Origin of the sequence: Shewanella sp. UCD-FRSSP16_17 (assembly GCF_001675935.1) — a bacterium.
In the GTDB taxonomy this organism is placed as follows: domain Bacteria; phylum Pseudomonadota; class Gammaproteobacteria; order Enterobacterales; family Shewanellaceae; genus Shewanella; species Shewanella japonica.
In genome coordinates this window covers 494,129-512,117 of the sequence record NZ_LZFV01000001.1, presented here as the reverse complement: position 1 = coordinate 512,117, position 17,989 = coordinate 494,129, and the positions used below count along the sequence as shown (strand labels likewise).

The 17,989-nt window shown below is 37.7% G+C and carries 12 protein-coding genes; 4 read left to right on the top strand and 8 right to left on the bottom strand.

Features of this window, described 5'->3' with window-relative positions; translation table 11 throughout:
* Positions 1-479: 479 nt before the first annotated feature.
* The 4 genes from A9267_RS02170 to A9267_RS02155 form a co-directional block, all read right to left on the bottom strand.
* Positions 480-2,843, bottom strand: a complete 2,364-nt coding sequence (locus A9267_RS02170; RefSeq protein ID WP_065108074.1) for an alkaline phosphatase D family protein — start codon at positions 2,841-2,843, stop codon at positions 480-482.
* Positions 2,844-2,925: 82 nt separating this feature from the next.
* Positions 2,926-4,002 (bottom strand): glycoside hydrolase family 117 protein, encoded by a 1,077-nt coding sequence (locus A9267_RS02165; protein WP_065108073.1) that lies wholly within the window; start codon positions 4,000-4,002, stop codon positions 2,926-2,928.
* Between the two features lie 76 nt (positions 4,003-4,078).
* On the bottom strand, positions 4,079-5,029 hold the full coding sequence (locus A9267_RS02160) for a sugar kinase (protein WP_065108072.1): 951 nt from the start codon (positions 5,027-5,029) through the stop codon (positions 4,079-4,081).
* 2 nt (positions 5,030-5,031) lie between these two features.
* Positions 5,032-6,645 carry a sugar porter family MFS transporter gene (locus tag A9267_RS02155; protein WP_065108071.1) on the bottom strand — a complete coding sequence of 538 codons (1,614 nt, stop codon included), beginning with the start codon at positions 6,643-6,645 and terminating at the stop codon, positions 5,032-5,034.
* A 440-nt stretch (positions 6,646-7,085) separates the two neighbouring features.
* Here A9267_RS02155 and A9267_RS02150 point away from each other — a divergent pair, with 440 nt between their 5' ends.
* From A9267_RS02150 to A9267_RS02135, 4 genes are all read left to right on the top strand, one after another.
* A complete protein-coding gene (locus A9267_RS02150) occupies positions 7,086-9,452 on the top strand; it encodes a beta-galactosidase (protein ID WP_065108070.1) in 2,367 nt (788 codons plus the stop codon).
* 315 nt (positions 9,453-9,767) lie between these two features.
* Positions 9,768-10,385 carry a GntR family transcriptional regulator gene (locus A9267_RS02145; protein ID WP_065108069.1) on the top strand — a complete coding sequence of 206 codons (618 nt, stop codon included), beginning with the start codon at positions 9,768-9,770 and terminating at the stop codon, positions 10,383-10,385.
* A gap of 682 nt (positions 10,386-11,067) precedes the next feature.
* Positions 11,068-13,467 (top strand): hypothetical protein, encoded by a 2,400-nt coding sequence (locus A9267_RS02140; RefSeq protein WP_065108068.1) that lies wholly within the window; start codon positions 11,068-11,070, stop codon positions 13,465-13,467.
* Between the two features lie 197 nt (positions 13,468-13,664).
* Positions 13,665-15,038: an RICIN domain-containing protein gene (locus tag A9267_RS02135; protein WP_231919030.1), complete on the top strand. Its 1,374-nt coding sequence runs from the start codon at positions 13,665-13,667 to the stop codon at positions 15,036-15,038.
* A gap of 157 nt (positions 15,039-15,195) precedes the next feature.
* Here the strand turns inward: A9267_RS02135 and A9267_RS02130 are convergent, their stop codons facing one another.
* From A9267_RS02130 to A9267_RS02115, 4 genes are all read right to left on the bottom strand, one after another.
* Positions 15,196-15,741 carry a HEPN domain-containing protein gene (locus A9267_RS02130; protein ID WP_231919029.1) on the bottom strand — a complete coding sequence of 182 codons (546 nt, stop codon included), beginning with the start codon at positions 15,739-15,741 and terminating at the stop codon, positions 15,196-15,198.
* Positions 15,742-15,809: 68 nt separating this feature from the next.
* Positions 15,810-16,130: a YkgJ family cysteine cluster protein gene (locus A9267_RS02125; protein WP_065108066.1), complete on the bottom strand. Its 321-nt coding sequence runs from the start codon at positions 16,128-16,130 to the stop codon at positions 15,810-15,812.
* A gap of 109 nt (positions 16,131-16,239) precedes the next feature.
* Positions 16,240-16,944: a pseudouridine synthase gene (locus A9267_RS02120; protein WP_065108065.1), complete on the bottom strand. Its 705-nt coding sequence runs from the start codon at positions 16,942-16,944 to the stop codon at positions 16,240-16,242.
* A gap of 94 nt (positions 16,945-17,038) precedes the next feature.
* The gene (locus tag A9267_RS02115; protein WP_065108064.1) at positions 17,039-17,785 is read right to left on the bottom strand and encodes a hypothetical protein; all 747 of its coding nucleotides are present in this window, start codon (positions 17,783-17,785) and stop codon (positions 17,039-17,041) included.
* Positions 17,786-17,989: the final 204 nt, after the last annotated feature.

The window sequence follows — 17,989 nt, the reverse complement described above, 5'->3', positions numbered from 1 at the left end:
TTGCAACTCTGTTTGTAGACATTACTGATCAATAAAATAACTGTCAACATAATTTTGTTAACAATCTTCAATTAATCATATTCCTAAACAATGCCATTTATAATTAAGGTTTATTTTATATCAAACGTTGTTTTTACAATATATTAACGTGTATTTCGTAAGAAATAAATTACTGACACTAATCTATTAGTTGCTGATTTTATTGACAATATGCATCTAATAATCATTAGCGGTATAGTTAGAATTTTGAAATCAAGCGCAACAGCATTATCTACTGTATTGAGTTAATATCTAGATAAATACGCCACAAAAATGCAGTATTTGTTATTGAATGTTTGTTCAAATTGCGGAAAATAAAAGAGTGCTTTTATGAGTTGATAGGCGTGAAATGTTAATTTTTTGATAAAGTATGCCGGTAAATCTTAGTGTTTGACTTTAGCCGGCATATATCATTTTATGAATTGTCGCTTGAAAATGGTTTAAGACCATTTGTGCAAAAAAGGCCAACCTGGAAATTGCTTACCTTTGTTTGGATCGGTATTCCATTCCCAACATTCAAATTCAAATTGTTGGGCTTTGTGGTCAACCTTCACAATACCATAGCCTTCGCTCTTCAATGATCGGTCTGCCAAAAAGTTACTCCATGAATTTTTGGTTTGTTGCTTAAAGTCATCATAAGTTACTTTCGGGTTGGCAACGGCCAATACGCGCATTTTATTACCAAATATGTCGGTAAAGTTGCCAGTATTAGGATCATTATTGAACGGGTTATCAAGTTTGCCTAAACCTTCAAACCAACGCTGCCAGAATGCAGCTGCTGCAGGGCCAGCGAAAAATAGCGGTCCATCATCAAAGGTATCAAGCCCTTGTTTGGCCATCATTGGTAAATGTTGGTCGCCACAGATCACCACGGCACCGGCGTCTTTAATCAGCTTAACTGCACGGGTTCTACCATCAGGTGGATAGCCGTTTGAGTCATAATCTAATAGCGGCTCTAAGTTGCTTTTAGTTTGAGGTGAACCCCAAATTGAGGAGGCAATACACACTTTAGGTAAGCCTTTGTCCATATCGGCCCATGCACGCAAAAACTGCTCTTGACGATGACCTAACAACTCTCCCTGAGTATGTAATGGATTGATATTAGTATTACGCCTTGATTTAAACTTCCTATCTTCAACCAGCGCAAAACTCACGCCACCATAAACAAAGGCACCATAAGTTACTGGAATATCATGATCTATTGGCGTAGGATCATACGCATCCGGATTATGACCATGCTGCATACGGTAAACCATTTTAACCAGCGCTTTGGTTTCCATATAGCCGCCGTCTTCTTCAGTGCGTTTGTCTCCTTCTAGTACCACAGGATCCCTACCGCCGACTCCCCACAAATTGCCTTGTAATACATCATGGTCATCGGCTAGCAATATAGACGGTTTATTACGAATTGAATCTCTAAATGTCCAATACCATAAGTACCAGCGATACAACATATCTAAATGAGAATCAGGTCTGCCCCGCCATACTTGCGTGGGCGTTGCTTCATAATATTGATCACCACAAAACACATACATATCGGGTTCATGACTATCACAATTACCGACTAACTTAGTATGCGGAAATAAAATGTTTTTAGGACCAAAACGACCCAATAGCTTTTCTTGTTTCAAACGCGTTTTGTAGTGTTCAATATCTAATGACAAGTTGGTCGGAACTAAACAAGAATATAACGCTATCGACAACGTCTTAGACTGACCAGGATCTTTTAATATTTGACCTTGATAGAGCACATCTGCGTTACCGTTATCTTGGTTAACAACCCGGTAATCATATTGTTGTGTATTATCCCACCCTTCAACTCGAAATTGAATGACATAACCGGGTTCAATTTGCGAAGTAGTAGATTGCCATTCGCTGTTTGATGATTGACGATATTCAAGTGAAACCTTGCGATATTCATTCTCAGCAACAGGCATAAATTGTGCACTTAGCTTTAATACCGACTTATTCAAGCTATGCATACAGCCAATAACTGGCCCTAATCCTCTATCATCAAATTGAGACAGTTTGTCACCACCGGACTGAATATCTTCAAACGCCCATCTTGCGCCGCTTTGTTTAGATGGCATTGATGACAACAACATCACGCCGCCAAGTAATTCAGAACTAGGTACACCAGTACGAACAATAAAACCTAATTCTTTGTTAGTTTTACTGTCTATGGCGATCAAACGTACATCAAAGTTATTATTTGATACTGGGTCAATATGGCAATCTAAAATGATTTCACGGTCATGAAGTTGGCCGATGTTCACTGTATTAGTTCTAACCACTTTTTCGAAAGCCAGCGGCTTATTGGTGTCAGAAAAACCTCTAAAACTTAGTTCACCTTTGTCATTAATGACAGCCATAAAGCCGCCATTTTTACCCGATGCGCGTTGAATTAACGCACTAGCACGGTAATCAAGTTGGTCTGCGCCTGCTGCTAATAAAAAACCACAAAAACCGGCTTTAGTCGGCGTTAAGTTACTGACTTTAGCTTTGATACGTGCCGGCTTTGGTGTGTTGTTGAGTTGGCGAGTTAAAATAGACACTGTGCGCATTTCAAAACCACGTTCACCGCGAATACATTCAATTTTACCCGCATTCAAGCGCCAATCTTGCAAACGATTACCCCAAAACGCTTTCCCAAGCCAAGGGCGTTGAACATTGCTTGGCAATAATTCAACGGGGGTGGTTTTCGTTAATGAGCGTCTACTAGCTGCAGCTCTTGCTGCTTGTGTCGGAAACAGCATGCTTCCTGTAGCTAACGCCGACAGCTTTATAAAACTTCGCCTATCCATAAGCGCCTCATTTTTTAATTAGTCACTGACATGACTTAGATAGTTATACTTTCAACAATTAGACTTAGTAATTAAACGGTGTTTAGTTACTGTTTTGAAATGTACCTGCATCAAGGATTTGTCGTTTTATGCTAAAGCGACAAATATAATTCCAATTCCAGCTTGCATCATACTTATGACATAAGCCCCAATCTAAACCTGGTTTAGCTATTTCAGAGCCGCTACGAAACAAGCCAATAGCTTCAGGTGCGCCTTTAATATGGGCTTTAATTTCAAAATTTTGGCCATCTTCAGCGAACTGTATGGTATTTTTTTCTGGTCCGTCTGTTGTTAATAATGACGCTATGCCACCTTCAAAATTCCAAACAACCACTTCGTGTCCACTATTTGAAATTGGGTTTAACTCAGATTTGATATACGGTCCTTGAATATTGTCTGCAACTGCCACACCATGCTTAATTTCACGTCCGCCAAAATTCATTTCTTCACCCATAGTTTCACCTTTGTAATAAAGGTAGAACTTGTTATCGAAAAACAGTAAACACGGATCATGTACTTTATGGCTGTCAAAACTCCCTTTGCTGGTAACATGAAAGCGATTATCTTCATCTCCTCGCCATTGCCCATCTTTACTTGGACTTAAGATAGGAGAAGCTGATTTATGCCAAGGGCCATAAGGGCTATCTGAACTAGCCAATGCAATTTCTTCATATTGTCTGTTGGTGTAAGGTGTCGTCACTGTTTGATAGACAAGGTAATAACGACCTTGGTGAGCTAATACTTCAGGTGTAAAAATAGCGCGATCATCATATTGGCCATTTTGGCCCCGCTCAATGGCTACACCTTGTTCTTTCCATGTTTCACCATCTGTCGACGTTGCATGCCAGACTTCCGTTAAATCCCAAGGAAACACTTTGTCGTCTACGTTGTCTGAACCAAAACCGACCGTTTCACCGATACCTTTGGTATACCAGCAATGTAAAACCCCATCGACACTAATTACAGATGAAGGATCCCGTCTAATTACACCTTCTTCATAGGCAAAATCGCCTTTTAAAGGGGTTACATCAAACTCAACTAACCAATCAGACGTTGTTTGGTCATATCCTCTTTCGATTGCTCGTTTACTAGCAAGGCTCAACGGTTTATTAGGGTTCATTCGGGTTCCTAAAATATATTTTGTTTTTCTAGTTAATGCGGCTATTAATTTTTAAAGTCGTAATCACTAATCACGTTTATGCACAATTATTGTTGATTTTAGAAGTCATCATTTGTTGATAAACATCACCAGGGAGTAAAGCGCCTTTGTGCTGCACAACTTCACGAGCAACAAAACAAGCGTCTGCAAGTGCGAGAGAAATACTGTTGCCAGCTAACCTACTGGAGAGATACGTACCAGCAAATGAGTCACCTGCAGCTGTTGAATCAACTTGTTGAGGAGCTGGATTAAATGCTTGATGGTCTATTAACGAATTAGAGTCATATATATAAGTACCATCAAGGCCACTCTTTACTACAATCTCAGATACCGCTAAGGATTGGCAATACAAAGCGACTTCGCTAGCGGTGTTATGGTTATAAATAATCTGATGTTCTTCTACACCAGGTAAGGCAATATCGCAGTGCTGGTAAGCTAAATCAAACCACGTTTTTGCATGTTCAACAGACTGCCACATTGCGGTGCGGTAATTAGGATCAAAGGCGATTAATGCACCCTGTTGGCGAAATTTCTGTATGAGATTAAGCAGTAAATGTTTATCTTCATCAGTGAGAATCCCTAACGAAATACCACTAAAAAACACGAGATCAACTTTACCAATACGGTTTAATAATTTATCCGTCGTTAGTACTTTCATCATCTGAGTGGCTGCAGACTGATTACGCCAATAGCTGAAACTGCGTTCACCTTGATTATCAGTAGAGATGGCATAAATACCAATTGTTGCTTGCTCAATACTTAACGCCGATTGACTGTTAATACCGTTTTTTCCCCACGCCGCTCTCATTGCTTTACTAGGTTGATCATGACCAATTGCACTAAAGAATTGACAGTCAATTTTTGGCTCATATTGTTTGGCGTAGACCAAAGCATTGTATGTGTCACCAGCAAAAGCACGGTGTAACAATGACGTAGAATGTTCAGATAGTTCCATCATGCACTCGCCAATGGCTAACATAGACGTCATGTTTATGCCTCTCTTTTAGCGAGTGGGATACTATTGTCTTTGTTATCTGTGTGTTTGCCTGAGAGCAAAATTTCTATTTCTTCAATACTTTTGTTTTTCGTCTCTGGCATGATTTTGAATAACAAAATAAATCCAATTGCACCACAAATAGCATAAAACAAGAATATTTCATCAGCACCAAACACACTTAATTGCCAAGGGAAAAACTGCTGCACTAAATAACTTACGAAGCTTGTGATGAACGCAAAAACAGGAATCGCAACACCACGAATATGTGTTGGGAATATTTCAGAAAATAACACCCACATTATTGGGCCAATTGAAAAATGAAAAGCTGCAATGAAGCCAATGATACCCGCGATAATTAAGTTAGCATTGATAGTTGCAGCACTTTGCAGCAGCACACTTTCATATTGCTTAGCATCCGACTCACCTAGCACACTAATCAAGGCTGTCTTAAATTCAACGTCACTTTGAAAAACAACGTTTAACATAGATGTTAAAGGCTCAATGTTTACTTGTTCTGCTAGAGACACTAATGATTGTTCTGTTAATGAATAAGTAGCCTGACTAAAGCCCCAGTAACAAGCAAATAAACTTATGGTGGCTGTAGCGAGTCCCCAAATAACTAAAGGTCTTCGACCAAGCTTATCGATTAATAAAATAGCGACCACAGTAAAGATAATACTAACGAGTCCGACTACAACAGCTTGAAAAAAAGCAGCATCAGTGCCTATTCCGAGCTGTTCAAATACTGTGGGTGCGTAAAACATAATCGCATTGATCCCAGTGATTTGTTGCACAATACCTATGGTTAATCCAAGCATCACCACGCCCCGGACTTTACTATCAAAAAGACTTTTAAAGAGTACCCAAAAAGATTCTTTTTCATTATGACTTTTAAGGCTTTGTTTGATCTGGGCGACTTCATCTTCGCACTGAGTCGTATTGTTAAATTGATTAATAATTAGTTTAGCTTTGTCTTCTTTTCGCTTCATGATTAGCCAGCGTGGGCTTTGCGGGATGTTAAGTAGTAATAAAAACCACACTATAGCGGGTAAAATTTCGATACCTAACATCCAACGCCATGTATGAGTATCGATATGCAATGATGAAACCCAAGGGTACGCGCTTTCTGATATTTCTAATATGGCAAAGTTTGCAAAGTAAGCTATGGATAAACCCACTACGATGTTGATTTGAATTATAGAGACTAACTTACCGCGTAAATGTGATGGTGCGATTTCACCAATATACATTGCAGCTACGGATAAAGAGGTAAATGCGAGCCCGCCAATAAACCTAGCGACAACCAATGATTCAAAGCTGGTGGCCATGACTGATAGCACCGCTGAAATAATGTAGATAAATGAGATAATAACTAAGGTTTTTTTACGTCCAATCTTGTCGCATATAAACCCTGTGATCATCAAAGCAAATATGACTCCGAAGCCAGGTGCACTGACAACAGTTCCAATTTGAAGATCCGTTAAATCAAATTCTGTAGTGACAAAACGCACTGTGCCAGATATCAACGCTGCATCTAAGCCAAAAATAAAACCGCCCAATGCCACAACCAGCGCACAATATAAAACACTGTGACTTTTAATAATCATATTAACATCCACTATCTATTTAATTATCTACTTATATTTGTGCTGAGCAATGTAACCCAAATTTTTGGTATGATTTAACAGCACACTTATTGGCTCTTCAGACTTTAACTTCATCCCGCGACCAACAATGCAATTAACATTACATTAGCACTAACAATAAATAGATAGCAACTATTGTTAACAATTTACCAAAATCAATTTAGTTATTCTGCTAAAACAAAGTAAACAAATTACCCCATAACCTTAAAAGGTTATATTTAATAATTACTTAAAAATCTATAGAGCGTTAATCCATAACAGTCCTGCTTAATTCAACATTCAAAATTTTTAGATTTTTACCTTGTTTCGTCATTAACGTATTGCTAATAAAAAATTAACAATGTAGATTGTTAACAATAATTATTAACTGTTTAGCTAAGTCAAAATGCTTTGGGAAAAAGATGAAAATAAAATTAGATACTCGAAATGCGCTTAGGTATAGCTTCATAGCGACAACAATTTTGTCCACTATCGCTTGTCAACATGACACACAAAATATAGGCCAAAACGCAACACCAGCCGAAAGCGTGCCATTGGTAGTTAACAGCAAACAAGCGATGGATTTGATTAACTTCAATAGCCAAAGTAACAACATAATTAAACCTGTTGCCGCTCAGACGAGTATCTCTGATGGCAAATTACATGTCGCTTTTAACTCAAAAGATAATAATTATAGCGGTGTCAGTTTTGTTCCAGAAAAAGCTTGGGACTGGAGTGATTTGAATGACTTTAACTTAGCTTTTGATATCGTTAATACCAGTAATCATAGTGTGCAGTTGTATCTTGATATCAGTGATATTGATGGGTTTACTTATACACGAACGGTAAATGTCCCTGTTGGAGATAACATTCAAACCTATTACGCAAAAATGGCTGGCCATGACTTAGGTGTGATGGATAGCGATCATAAAGTAGAACTCAACTTCTCCTCAGGTTTACGTTCGAATCCTGATACTTGGCAAAGTAATGAACATCAATTTACCTCTATGTGGGGGAAGAAGAATCTCAATACGGCTGGCATCGCCAAAATTAGTTTAAGTGTTCAAAGCAATCTGCATGACAAATCTATCGATATTAGTCGAGTGCAAATTAGGCAAAATCCAAAATTTGATCCCCTCTTTCTAACTGATATCGTTGATCAATACGGACAAAACAAAAAACAGGACTTTATTGGGAAAGTTCATAATGATCTAGAGTTAGAACAACAACGTGTCGATGAGGCTAAAACATTTACCGGTAAAGTCGCAGAAGATAGAAGTCGTTATGGTGGATGGTTATCAGGTCCTAAGTTAAAGGCGACAGGCTTTTTTAGAACAGAAAAAGTGAACGGTAAATGGTCATTAGTTGACCCTGATGGATATCTATATTTAGCCACAGGCATTGATATTATCCGTTTATCTAATTCCTCAACATTAACCGGATATGACTTTAAGCAAGCGTATATTGTCCAACCACCTAAAGATAACGTCACACCAGAGGATTCTCAAAAGTTAAACCGCGTGTCTGATGAGGCAATAGCGAGTCGATTTATCGCATCTAACACACGCACAAACATGTTCAGTTGGTTGCCCGACTACGATGCACCTTTAGGTAAACATTTTGGTTATCGTCGCAGCGCACATTCTGGTCCATTAAAGCATGGAGAAACGTTCAGTTTTTATTCGGCAAACTTAGAACGTAAATACGGTCAACAAGCTAAAGGCTATATGCAGGCATGGGAAGATACCACAGTAAATCGAATGCTAGATTGGGGTTTTACGTCCTTAGGGAATTGGACCGACCCTAGGTTTTACGRTAGCAACAAAATCCCCTATTTTGCTAATGGTTGGATCATTGGAAATTATAAAACGGTTTCTAGCGGTGATGATTTTTGGGCGCCAATGCCAGATGTATTTGACCCTGAATTTGAAAAACGTGCCTATGCTACCGCTAAGGTCATATACGATGAAGTAAAAGGCAATCCATGGTGCGTAGGTATTTTCGTTGATAATGAAAAAAGCTTTGGCCGTTCGGATAGTACAGAAAGCCGCTATGGCATTGTCGTCAATACGTTAACTAAAAACGGTGCTGAAGTACCAACCAAAGCCGAATTTACTCGTCTGATGCAACAAAAATATGTGGATATAAATAAGCTAAATCAGGCGTGGAACAAATCGATTACTGATTGGGCAGAATTTGATAGCGGTATTGATTCGAGTATAAACAACGCTGAACAAATCAATGATTATGGATTATTGCTAACAGCCTATGCTGACAAATATTTCAGCACTGTTAATAAAGCAGTAAAGCATTACATGCCAAATCATCTGTATTTAGGATCTCGTTTTCCAGATTGGGGAATGCCACGAGAAGTCGTTAATGCATCAGCTAAGCATGTAGATGTTATAAGCTTTAATTCTTATAAAGAAGGCTTAACCAAAAAGTCTTGGGCATTCTTACAAGAAATTGATATGCCGAGCATAATTGGTGAATTCCATATTGGTGCTAAAGATTCAGGTTTATATCATCCTGGGCTTATTCTCGCATCAGACCAACAAGACAGAGCTGTTATGTACAAAGACTACATGAAGTCTGTCATCGATAATCCCTATTTTGTCGGTGCTCATTGGTTCCAATATATTGACTCACCTATTACCGGACGTGCCTATGATGGCGAAAACTACAATGTGGGTTTCGTTTCGGTAACTGATACGCCTTATCCCTATATGGTGGAAGCTGCAAAAGCAATCAACAAAACAATGTATCAACAACGTTTTAAGGAAAAATAAACAGATTCAATTTATAGAAGTATTTCTCTCCCCAGTGAGTACTTCATTTTGCTCCAACCTAGTAAGGTTGTTTGTCATCTGAACAGGTCTTCAGATTGCCCATTTTACCGTTAGTTAGCCATGTAATTTGTTAACAATATAATGGTAAATGGGCATTTTTTTGCATTTTTAAAAGTAGGATATAAATCTTGCACTTTAAATTCAGATACTTATAAAAAATTAAAGTGTATATTTTTAACAATATGACATTTGACAATTGTAATAAAATAGCTCAATGTCTAGAATGTTAAATAATATGAATAAATTGGATATATCATGGCTGCAGCTAAACCTACCAAAATCTTATCGGTAAAAGACCAAATTGCTGATCAATTACGTTCAGATATTATCTCGGGAGATTTGGCCCCGAATACCAAATTAAATGAACAAGAACTTGCTAAAAGATTTGGGCTTTCTCGTGGGCCAATCCGTGATGTTATCCTGCAGTTAACCAAAGAAGGCTTGTTAATTTCTAAGAACAATTGCGGCGCTTCAGTTAACAGTATATTAGAACCTAAGCTGCAAAAATTAATGATAAATCTTCGTCAAAATATAGAGGTTTATGCGATTGAAAATCTCAAGCAAAACCCATTAACAGATGATGATGTTGTTCAATTAGAGTCGATTCTAGATGAACTACAAGCGGCGTTTGATAGAGAAGATTTCACAGAAGTCACTAAGGTTGATATTTCCTTCCATAATTACCTAATTTATAAAGCCGGTGGCGAAGATTTGGTGAATATTTGGTATCCATATGTAATGCGTATGCGTTTAAATTATAAACGTATTACATCAAGTTCTGAGTGTGTTGAAGAGCACAGAGGAATATTACAGGCCTTACGTGAAGGTGACATTAGTCGAGCATCTAAAGCGATAAAAGCTAATATTAAATAAATCAGCAAGTTTCTCTTATCTATTATCAAGGGCAGTTTTCACTGCCCTTTTGCCTTTTTAAAATTGAATGTTTTTTAAAATGAATGTTTTTTTCGTGAAACGCTCAACCATTAAACTTAACAGCCAACAATTAACTAGAATCGATTAACTAACAAGGATTAATCCTTGTTCCCTAGGTAAATTCGAATCCCTTGAACAACAAACACTCCAAAACTTTGGCTTCAAGCTCATTAATTAACTCAATGGTTAATTCAAAGTAGTCTTGATACTCGTCTTTTCGAACTTTTAGATCAGACGTTATTACTTTCAATTTTTTACTTAGATAAGTTATTAACAATACATCGAATCACATGAATAACTCTATCTTGATGCTTGTTTTTATATTGATTAGGGATTCTTTACAGTATTTACCCGTGAATTAAATTGCATTTAAAAACCAAATGGTTATCAATTGCTATTTTTAGCATTAAAATACAGTTGTTTACACTAGCAATTTAATTCAACGACTAAAATAGTAAAAATTAACTTTAATAAATTTTGTTAACAATATTCATTAAACAATGCTAGGTTAGCGATATCTTAATTAAGGATAGATATGTTTGAAGGTGATCCGTAAATCGTCACCTTGTTGTCTACGAAGTTATTGTGTCCTGTTATGTTAAATAAATAAAAGTGAACATATATGACCTCGAATAATCTAGGCGATAAACAACGTCTCAACGCTATTATTATCATTGCTATGTTTATAACTTTGTTAGGTTGTGGTTCTTCAACTGCAGATAACAATGAAGTAAATGACCCCAAAATTGACAATGTTATTGTACCTGACAGCACTCCAGATCCATTTCATTTTACGCCAATAACAAATGCGCCATTAGCGAGCAAGAATGCCTCTGAGGTTATCCAAATTTCAGGAATAAATACCTCGGTAGATGTCAATGTCATTGGTGGCTTTATTTCAATCAATGATGAGGACTTTACTCAATCCACCCAAAGTGTATCAGATGGTGATTCAATTGCTGTTCAGTTGATTGCTGCCAACACAGTCGGTACAACTCTCACAGCTCAAATCACTGTTGGTGACTTTACTACTGAATTTGCAGTAACTACGACGCCTAACATAATGGCTTCAGCGACAAAGCTCATGTTTAACTTAGATACAATCCATAGCATTAATAATGTTAGCCAGTTTCAACGTGAAAAATTTATTACTATCCATGCATCTCATACAGAAAACGATTGGTACAACGTTGGGGTAAATGAATCAAGCGACCTAATTAGCGAATTTATTGAGGGTTATGACGTCTATTTTGGACGGGATACTGGCGGTATGCGCTATCAATTAAGTTTACTTAACGAATCGGCAGTTCAATCTGGTTATGCTAATGCAAATACGATGACTGATATTGGCGGTAATATTCGTTGGAGTTATAAAACGGCGTTAGATTCAAGGGCAAAAAGCCAAAGACAGCACGAGCACCGTAATCTAAATATGGTGATTGCGGCACAACAACACCCTTATTGGCCTGATGGAAAAGATACAGGTCAAGGCTGGGCATTTTCTCAACAAGATACACCTGATGAGCCTTTTGGCACGGCAACAGGTGATTACATGGGCCAATATATTGCTAAGTATTTTAATAAAAATGATGGCGTAGATATCTACGGTCAACCCAAGCCAAAATATGTAGAAGTTATGAATGAGCCGCTATTTGAATTAGTGGATATAGCAGAACAACCCAGTGATATTGCTCAGATATTTCAATTTCATATCAATATTGCCAAAGCCATAAAGTCAATAAAGATAGACAATGAACAAGTTAATAGTGACGTACTCGTAGGCGGATATACCGTCGCCTTTCCTGATTTTGATAAACAAGATTTTGCTCGCTGGGAGCAACGAGATAAAGCGTTTATAGATTTGGCAGGTGACGATATGGATTTTATATCGCTTCATCTTTATGACTTCCCTTCATTTCAAAATCGTGAAGAATTACGCTCTGGAAGTAACATTGAAGCGACGTTTGATATGCTTGAACATTACATGTACCTGACATTAGGAGAAGTAAAACCATTTTTAGTTTCAGAATATGGTGCTCAAGTACATGGGCTATTTAATCAACCATGGTTAGCTGAACGGGATTGGTATCATTTAAGAGCCATCAACAGCCAATTAATGTCATTTTTAGAACGTGCAGATAACATTGAAATGGCCATTCCCTTCATTCCAGTAAAAGCTGAATGGGGACGAGAAAGCGAAACTGTTCCCTATTACACACGTTTAATGCGACAAAAGAAGGAGATTGAAGGTCAAAGTGGCGATGAATATGTTTATACCGACATGGTTAAGTTTTATCAACTTTGGTCAGAAGTGAATGGCACTAGGGTCGACAGTTACTCAAACGACAGTGATTTCCAATTAGATGCTTATGTTGATGGCAATAATGCTTTTTTAATAATTAACAGTCTTGAAAAAACGCACAAAATGGTCGATGTGTCTGTACTAGGAATAGATAAAGATAAGATAAATAAAATTAGTATCAAACAGTTAACGCATAATAACAACCAAACATCACTAAACGAAACCGACTTAATAACACTTGATGAATTAGCCGAATATACGATTGAGAGTGAAAGCACGGTAATCATAAAACTCGAACTACTTGACGCCGTTGAGTTAGCTCACCAGCAAATTGAAACCAAATATTATGCTGAGACTTATAAGCGGTCGATTACGGCTAACAAGGCTGAAATATTTTCAATAAATAATGTTGTGATTGCTGAAACAGGTGAAGCCTTACTTCGCCTAGGACTTGGTCGTGAGCATGGTAAATCATTACAACCAACGGTAACCGTGAATGGCAACCCTATCAGTGTAAACCCCGATTACCGCGGGTATGATCAATACAATCAAGGTCAAGGAAGACTGCAATATTTTGGGGTTATTGAAATCCCAATCCCAAATACCTACCTAGATATAAACAATGATATCGACGTTAAGTTCGAAGATGACGGCGGGTTCATTACCTCAATTTCAATGCAATATTTTGCTCAATCAAAACCACTGAATCATTTTGAATAACTGATAAGACTATTTTTATTCGTTCAGTTTATTTCTGAGTAATCATGCTCTTGCTTTTATAGCAAGCAGGAGCTGAACACATCTTGTCAGTTTGTAAGTGGTATTCAATCTGGCTGGATCTATTTTTGTTTAATCAAAAATAGCCATTAGTTAAACACTTTTTACAAGAAAGTGTTCTTCATAAGAAAGGGAAATTTATGAAACCTAGTATGAATGTTATCTATGCTACTACTTTGATGGCCACCAGTGCATTAACCAGTGTTTGTATTGCAGCTGATTGGGATAATATTCCATTACCTGCGGATCCTGGTAACGGTTTAGTTTGGCAACTAAATGAACAATATTCTGATTCATTTAATTATCAAGGTAAAAATGCCACTTTTAACAGTAAATGGAATGATACCTACTTTAATAATTGGGAAGGCCCTGGTTTAACTCGATGGAGTCAAAACGAATCATGGGTTTCTGATGGTAATTTAATTATTAGTGCCTCACGTAAAGCGCCAAACTTAGTTAATGCGGGTGTGATTACCTCTAAAACAAAAGTTAAGTATCCTATATTCCTTGAAGCTAACATCAAGGTTAGCAACTTAGAGTTATCTTCCAATTTCTGGCTCCTGAGTGAAAATGACGAACGGGAAATTGATATTCTAGAAGTATATGGTGGGTCTCGTGAAACCTGGTTTACTCAAAATATGTCAACCAACTTTCATGTCTTTTTACGCAATAGTGATAACAGCATACGCAGTGACTTTAACGACCAAACCCATAATACTCCCACTTGGGGAAACTATTGGCGTGAAGGGTTCCATCGCTTTGGCGCTTATTGGAAAAGCCCTACCGATGTAACTTTTTATATTGATGGACAAGAAACCCCTCAAGGCTCATGGGCTGAAGTCGTAATGAAGGATAAAGATTATACTGGTGCCATCATGGACAAAAACCAATATACGATGAATGAAGAGATGTTCATTATATTGGATACTGAAGATCATTCATGGCGCTCAGAAGCTGGCAACGTGGCAACGGATGCTGATCTTGCCGATCAAAGCAAAAACAAAATGTATGTTGATTGGATACGAGTTTATCAACCAGTTAGTAATGGCGACTCTGGAGGCGATAATGGTGGCAATGATGGCAGTATAGAACCAAATACTCAGTACAACCTTGTCGCTAAGCACAGTAATAAGTGTATTGATGTTATCAATAGTCAAACCTATAACGGCTCTCAGTATCAGCAAGCTTCATGTACTAACACCAATGCTCAGAAATTCACTCTTAACCAATTAAGTAATGGCTTTTACACGATAAAATCAAACGTTAGCAATTTATGTTTAGATTTATCTGCCGGTAGCACAAGTAATGGCGCTAAAATTCAACAGTGGGTGTGTAATAGTAGTAATCAAAACCAAATGTGGAATTTAGCAGATAAAGGTGATGGATATTACGAGATAATCAGCAAAGTCAGTAATAAGTGTCTTGATATCGCCGGTAAGTCTACCAATGATGGCGCTTCTCTGACTCAGTGGAGCTGCTATAACGGAACCAATCAACAATTTAAAGTAGAGTAATAGCAAAAGTGATTTAACCGACAGCACCCAATGCTAACAAGGTCGTGACTGCCATGCTAAAAGCATAATAATCACAGGTTAGCGAAGTATGGGCGCTTTTAAATCATGAGTGTTAAGTGCCATTAATATAAAGTGTTTATTTAACGTTATTATGAGCTCAGGATTCTTGGTTTAAAAGTTGATTAAAGTGATCAACCAATACAAAACACAGCTCGATATACTGTACCGCTTCTAACTTACCAACCTGATAATCTTTTGCATGGGCAACTTTGTTACGTAACTGGCGTAATTCATTAAATAGTTTAGCTTTTTTAGTATCAACTAAATGCTGTGAAATCAGGGTTTCTTCAATTAATTTGTAGCGAGTACTAGATTCAAGATCCACGTTATCGAGCTTTGCTACTATCAGGTTTTCAGCTGCATCATCAACCTCTCGCCAAGCTTCTAGAATTGAGGAGCTAGGTAAGTTATCTACAGAGGCAATCAAAATTGCTTTTTTATTTTGTTTAAGCTCAGGAAAAGCCCCTTGTGCATGTTTTGATACAGCCTTTAATTCTTGTCCAAATTCAACTTCAAAGTCTTTAAACTTTAGTTTTCTAGCCAAAGGGATTAAACGAGCGATGGGTTTTTGTAACATCAAAACGCAAAATACAAACACTAAAGGCCAAGCGAGTTTATCCAATAACTCTATAATAAATTGCATACCATTCATTAAGATACATATCCTTTGTTATTAAGTTTGGCGCAGCAAGAGAATAGCCTAAAACGCTTTTAATCTTCAACTGTTAACTGTTTTCGCTCTTCAACACATTCAAAAGAACCCATTTCAAACTCTCTGCATATCCAAGGCCTATTTTCATAAATCGTGCACATCAATGTGCCTCGATCAACAGCTGCGCACCAACCATCATCCAGACGCTTCATTACTTGCCCTCCCCAACTATCTTCACTGATGTATTCATCGGGTACGCCGGTATCAGAAATTATCATTACTTCTAATCTACAGCAGCAAGCCTTGCAAGTGATGCACGTTGCGTTGGGATCAATCTCATTTAGGGATTGGCTCGGAATTTCGTTGATGTCTATTTTCATGTGCTCACTTGATATTGATTAGCATCAACACCTGGATAAGAAGAACACCATAATAACTGATTGGGTAGATATTAGATAACGGAGAGTTTAATAAACCCATATTGACGCATTATGCTTGTTGGCTATACATTCCGAAGGAACTAATTTCAGAGGCCGTTAAATGACGCCATTGCTTTGGTTCAACATCCAATGATACGGCACCAATTTTTTCACGATGTAGTTGATTGACTCTGTTTCCTACAGCAAAAAACATTCGTTTAACTTGATGGTAGCGCCCTTCAGTAATCGTTAATAGCACGTGTAAGTCATCAATTTTAATTATCTTAGCGGGTCTTGTGCTAGTTGACTCCCCCTGTAATAACAGTCCTTGTTCTAATTTAGTTATCGCTTCTTCAGCGATCGGTTTTGCTAATGTAACCCGATACACTTTGGGGCAATGCATATCTGGTCGAGTAATATTAAAGGACCAACGGCCATCGTCAGTAATTAATACCAAACCAGATGTGTCAGCATCCAAGCGACCCACAATGTGTAGCTCATCTTTATTTTCGATATCGATGTCATTAAATACAGATGGGTATTCACCATCAACATTTGAGCACAATGTATCAGGTGTTTTGTGCAGTAAAAGATACCTAAAAGGCCGTGGCGTTAACCGTTTATCAGTGTAAGTTATATGATTGTTTTCGTGTACTTGAATTGCACAGTCAGTAATGACTTGTTGATTAACCTCGACTAATCCCGACTCAATGACATTCACTACCTGTTGTTTATTCAATTGTGTACTACGAAGCACAAACTTATCTAACCGCATCGGATTTATATAGCCTTTTATTTTCGGGCGTTAATGAAAATGAAAAACGGCCTTGCGGCCGCTTAAAATGATAAAAACAACTATGCTAACTAAGTTAATACCAAACTTGTTCAATTGCATCTGCAATTACTGGCGCGAAATTACCAAGTATATTCGCGTGACCACCAGTGTACATAGCGAAGCTAGTATCTTCCTCTTCGGTTTCACCATCAGCTGTTAACACATAGGTCAATGAAGGGAACTCTACGATACTGATATCATCCATAATCTCAGCCCCAGCCACTAATTTATACTCATCATTACTTAACTCAGTGTAGGCGATTTCTGATAGTTCAGAAGTTGAAATGGCGTCGATTGTTGTCATGTTAGCTAACGCAATTGGATTCTCTGAATCACTACTGAGCACTAAGTTCGCTACGTCATAACCTTCAGGCTCTGTCCAAGTGTAGCTGTAACCATTATCTTGTTTGTAAGTACGGCTATTTTCAAAAAAGACTTTCGAAGCACTGTCATCTGTTTCAAGGTGAAAAACAACACGACTGACATTATACGATTTAGCATTACCATTACTGATAACGGCTTCTTCCATGGTGTACTCAACTTTTACTTCTCTCACGTTATTCGCATTAACGACATTTATACAATGAGTTTCTATTTTTTTAGTTGCAGTACATAAGCGATTAATAACAGCTTCACTTAAACCGAGTTGTGCAGCTTGGTCTTTAAAGCCAGAATCAATTTTGGCTTCTGGATCTGTAGGCGATGGATGAACTAACTCTTCTAAAATATCACAACCGGATAAACTTAACCCAATGATACAAATAGCCACTGCTTTATACATTTAAACGCCCCACCCTTACAAAATAAGAGTACACCGTAGGCTAAATAAAAATCTTAGTCAATGGAGATTATTGACTAATTATCAGGCCTTTGACCGTCGCAGCAAAACCATTAATCGGTAACTGTCAAAGTAAAACCAGATACAAACCTATTTTTAAAAAACATGACAATATTTTAAAATTGCTGTTCTCGTTTAACCTCGGTT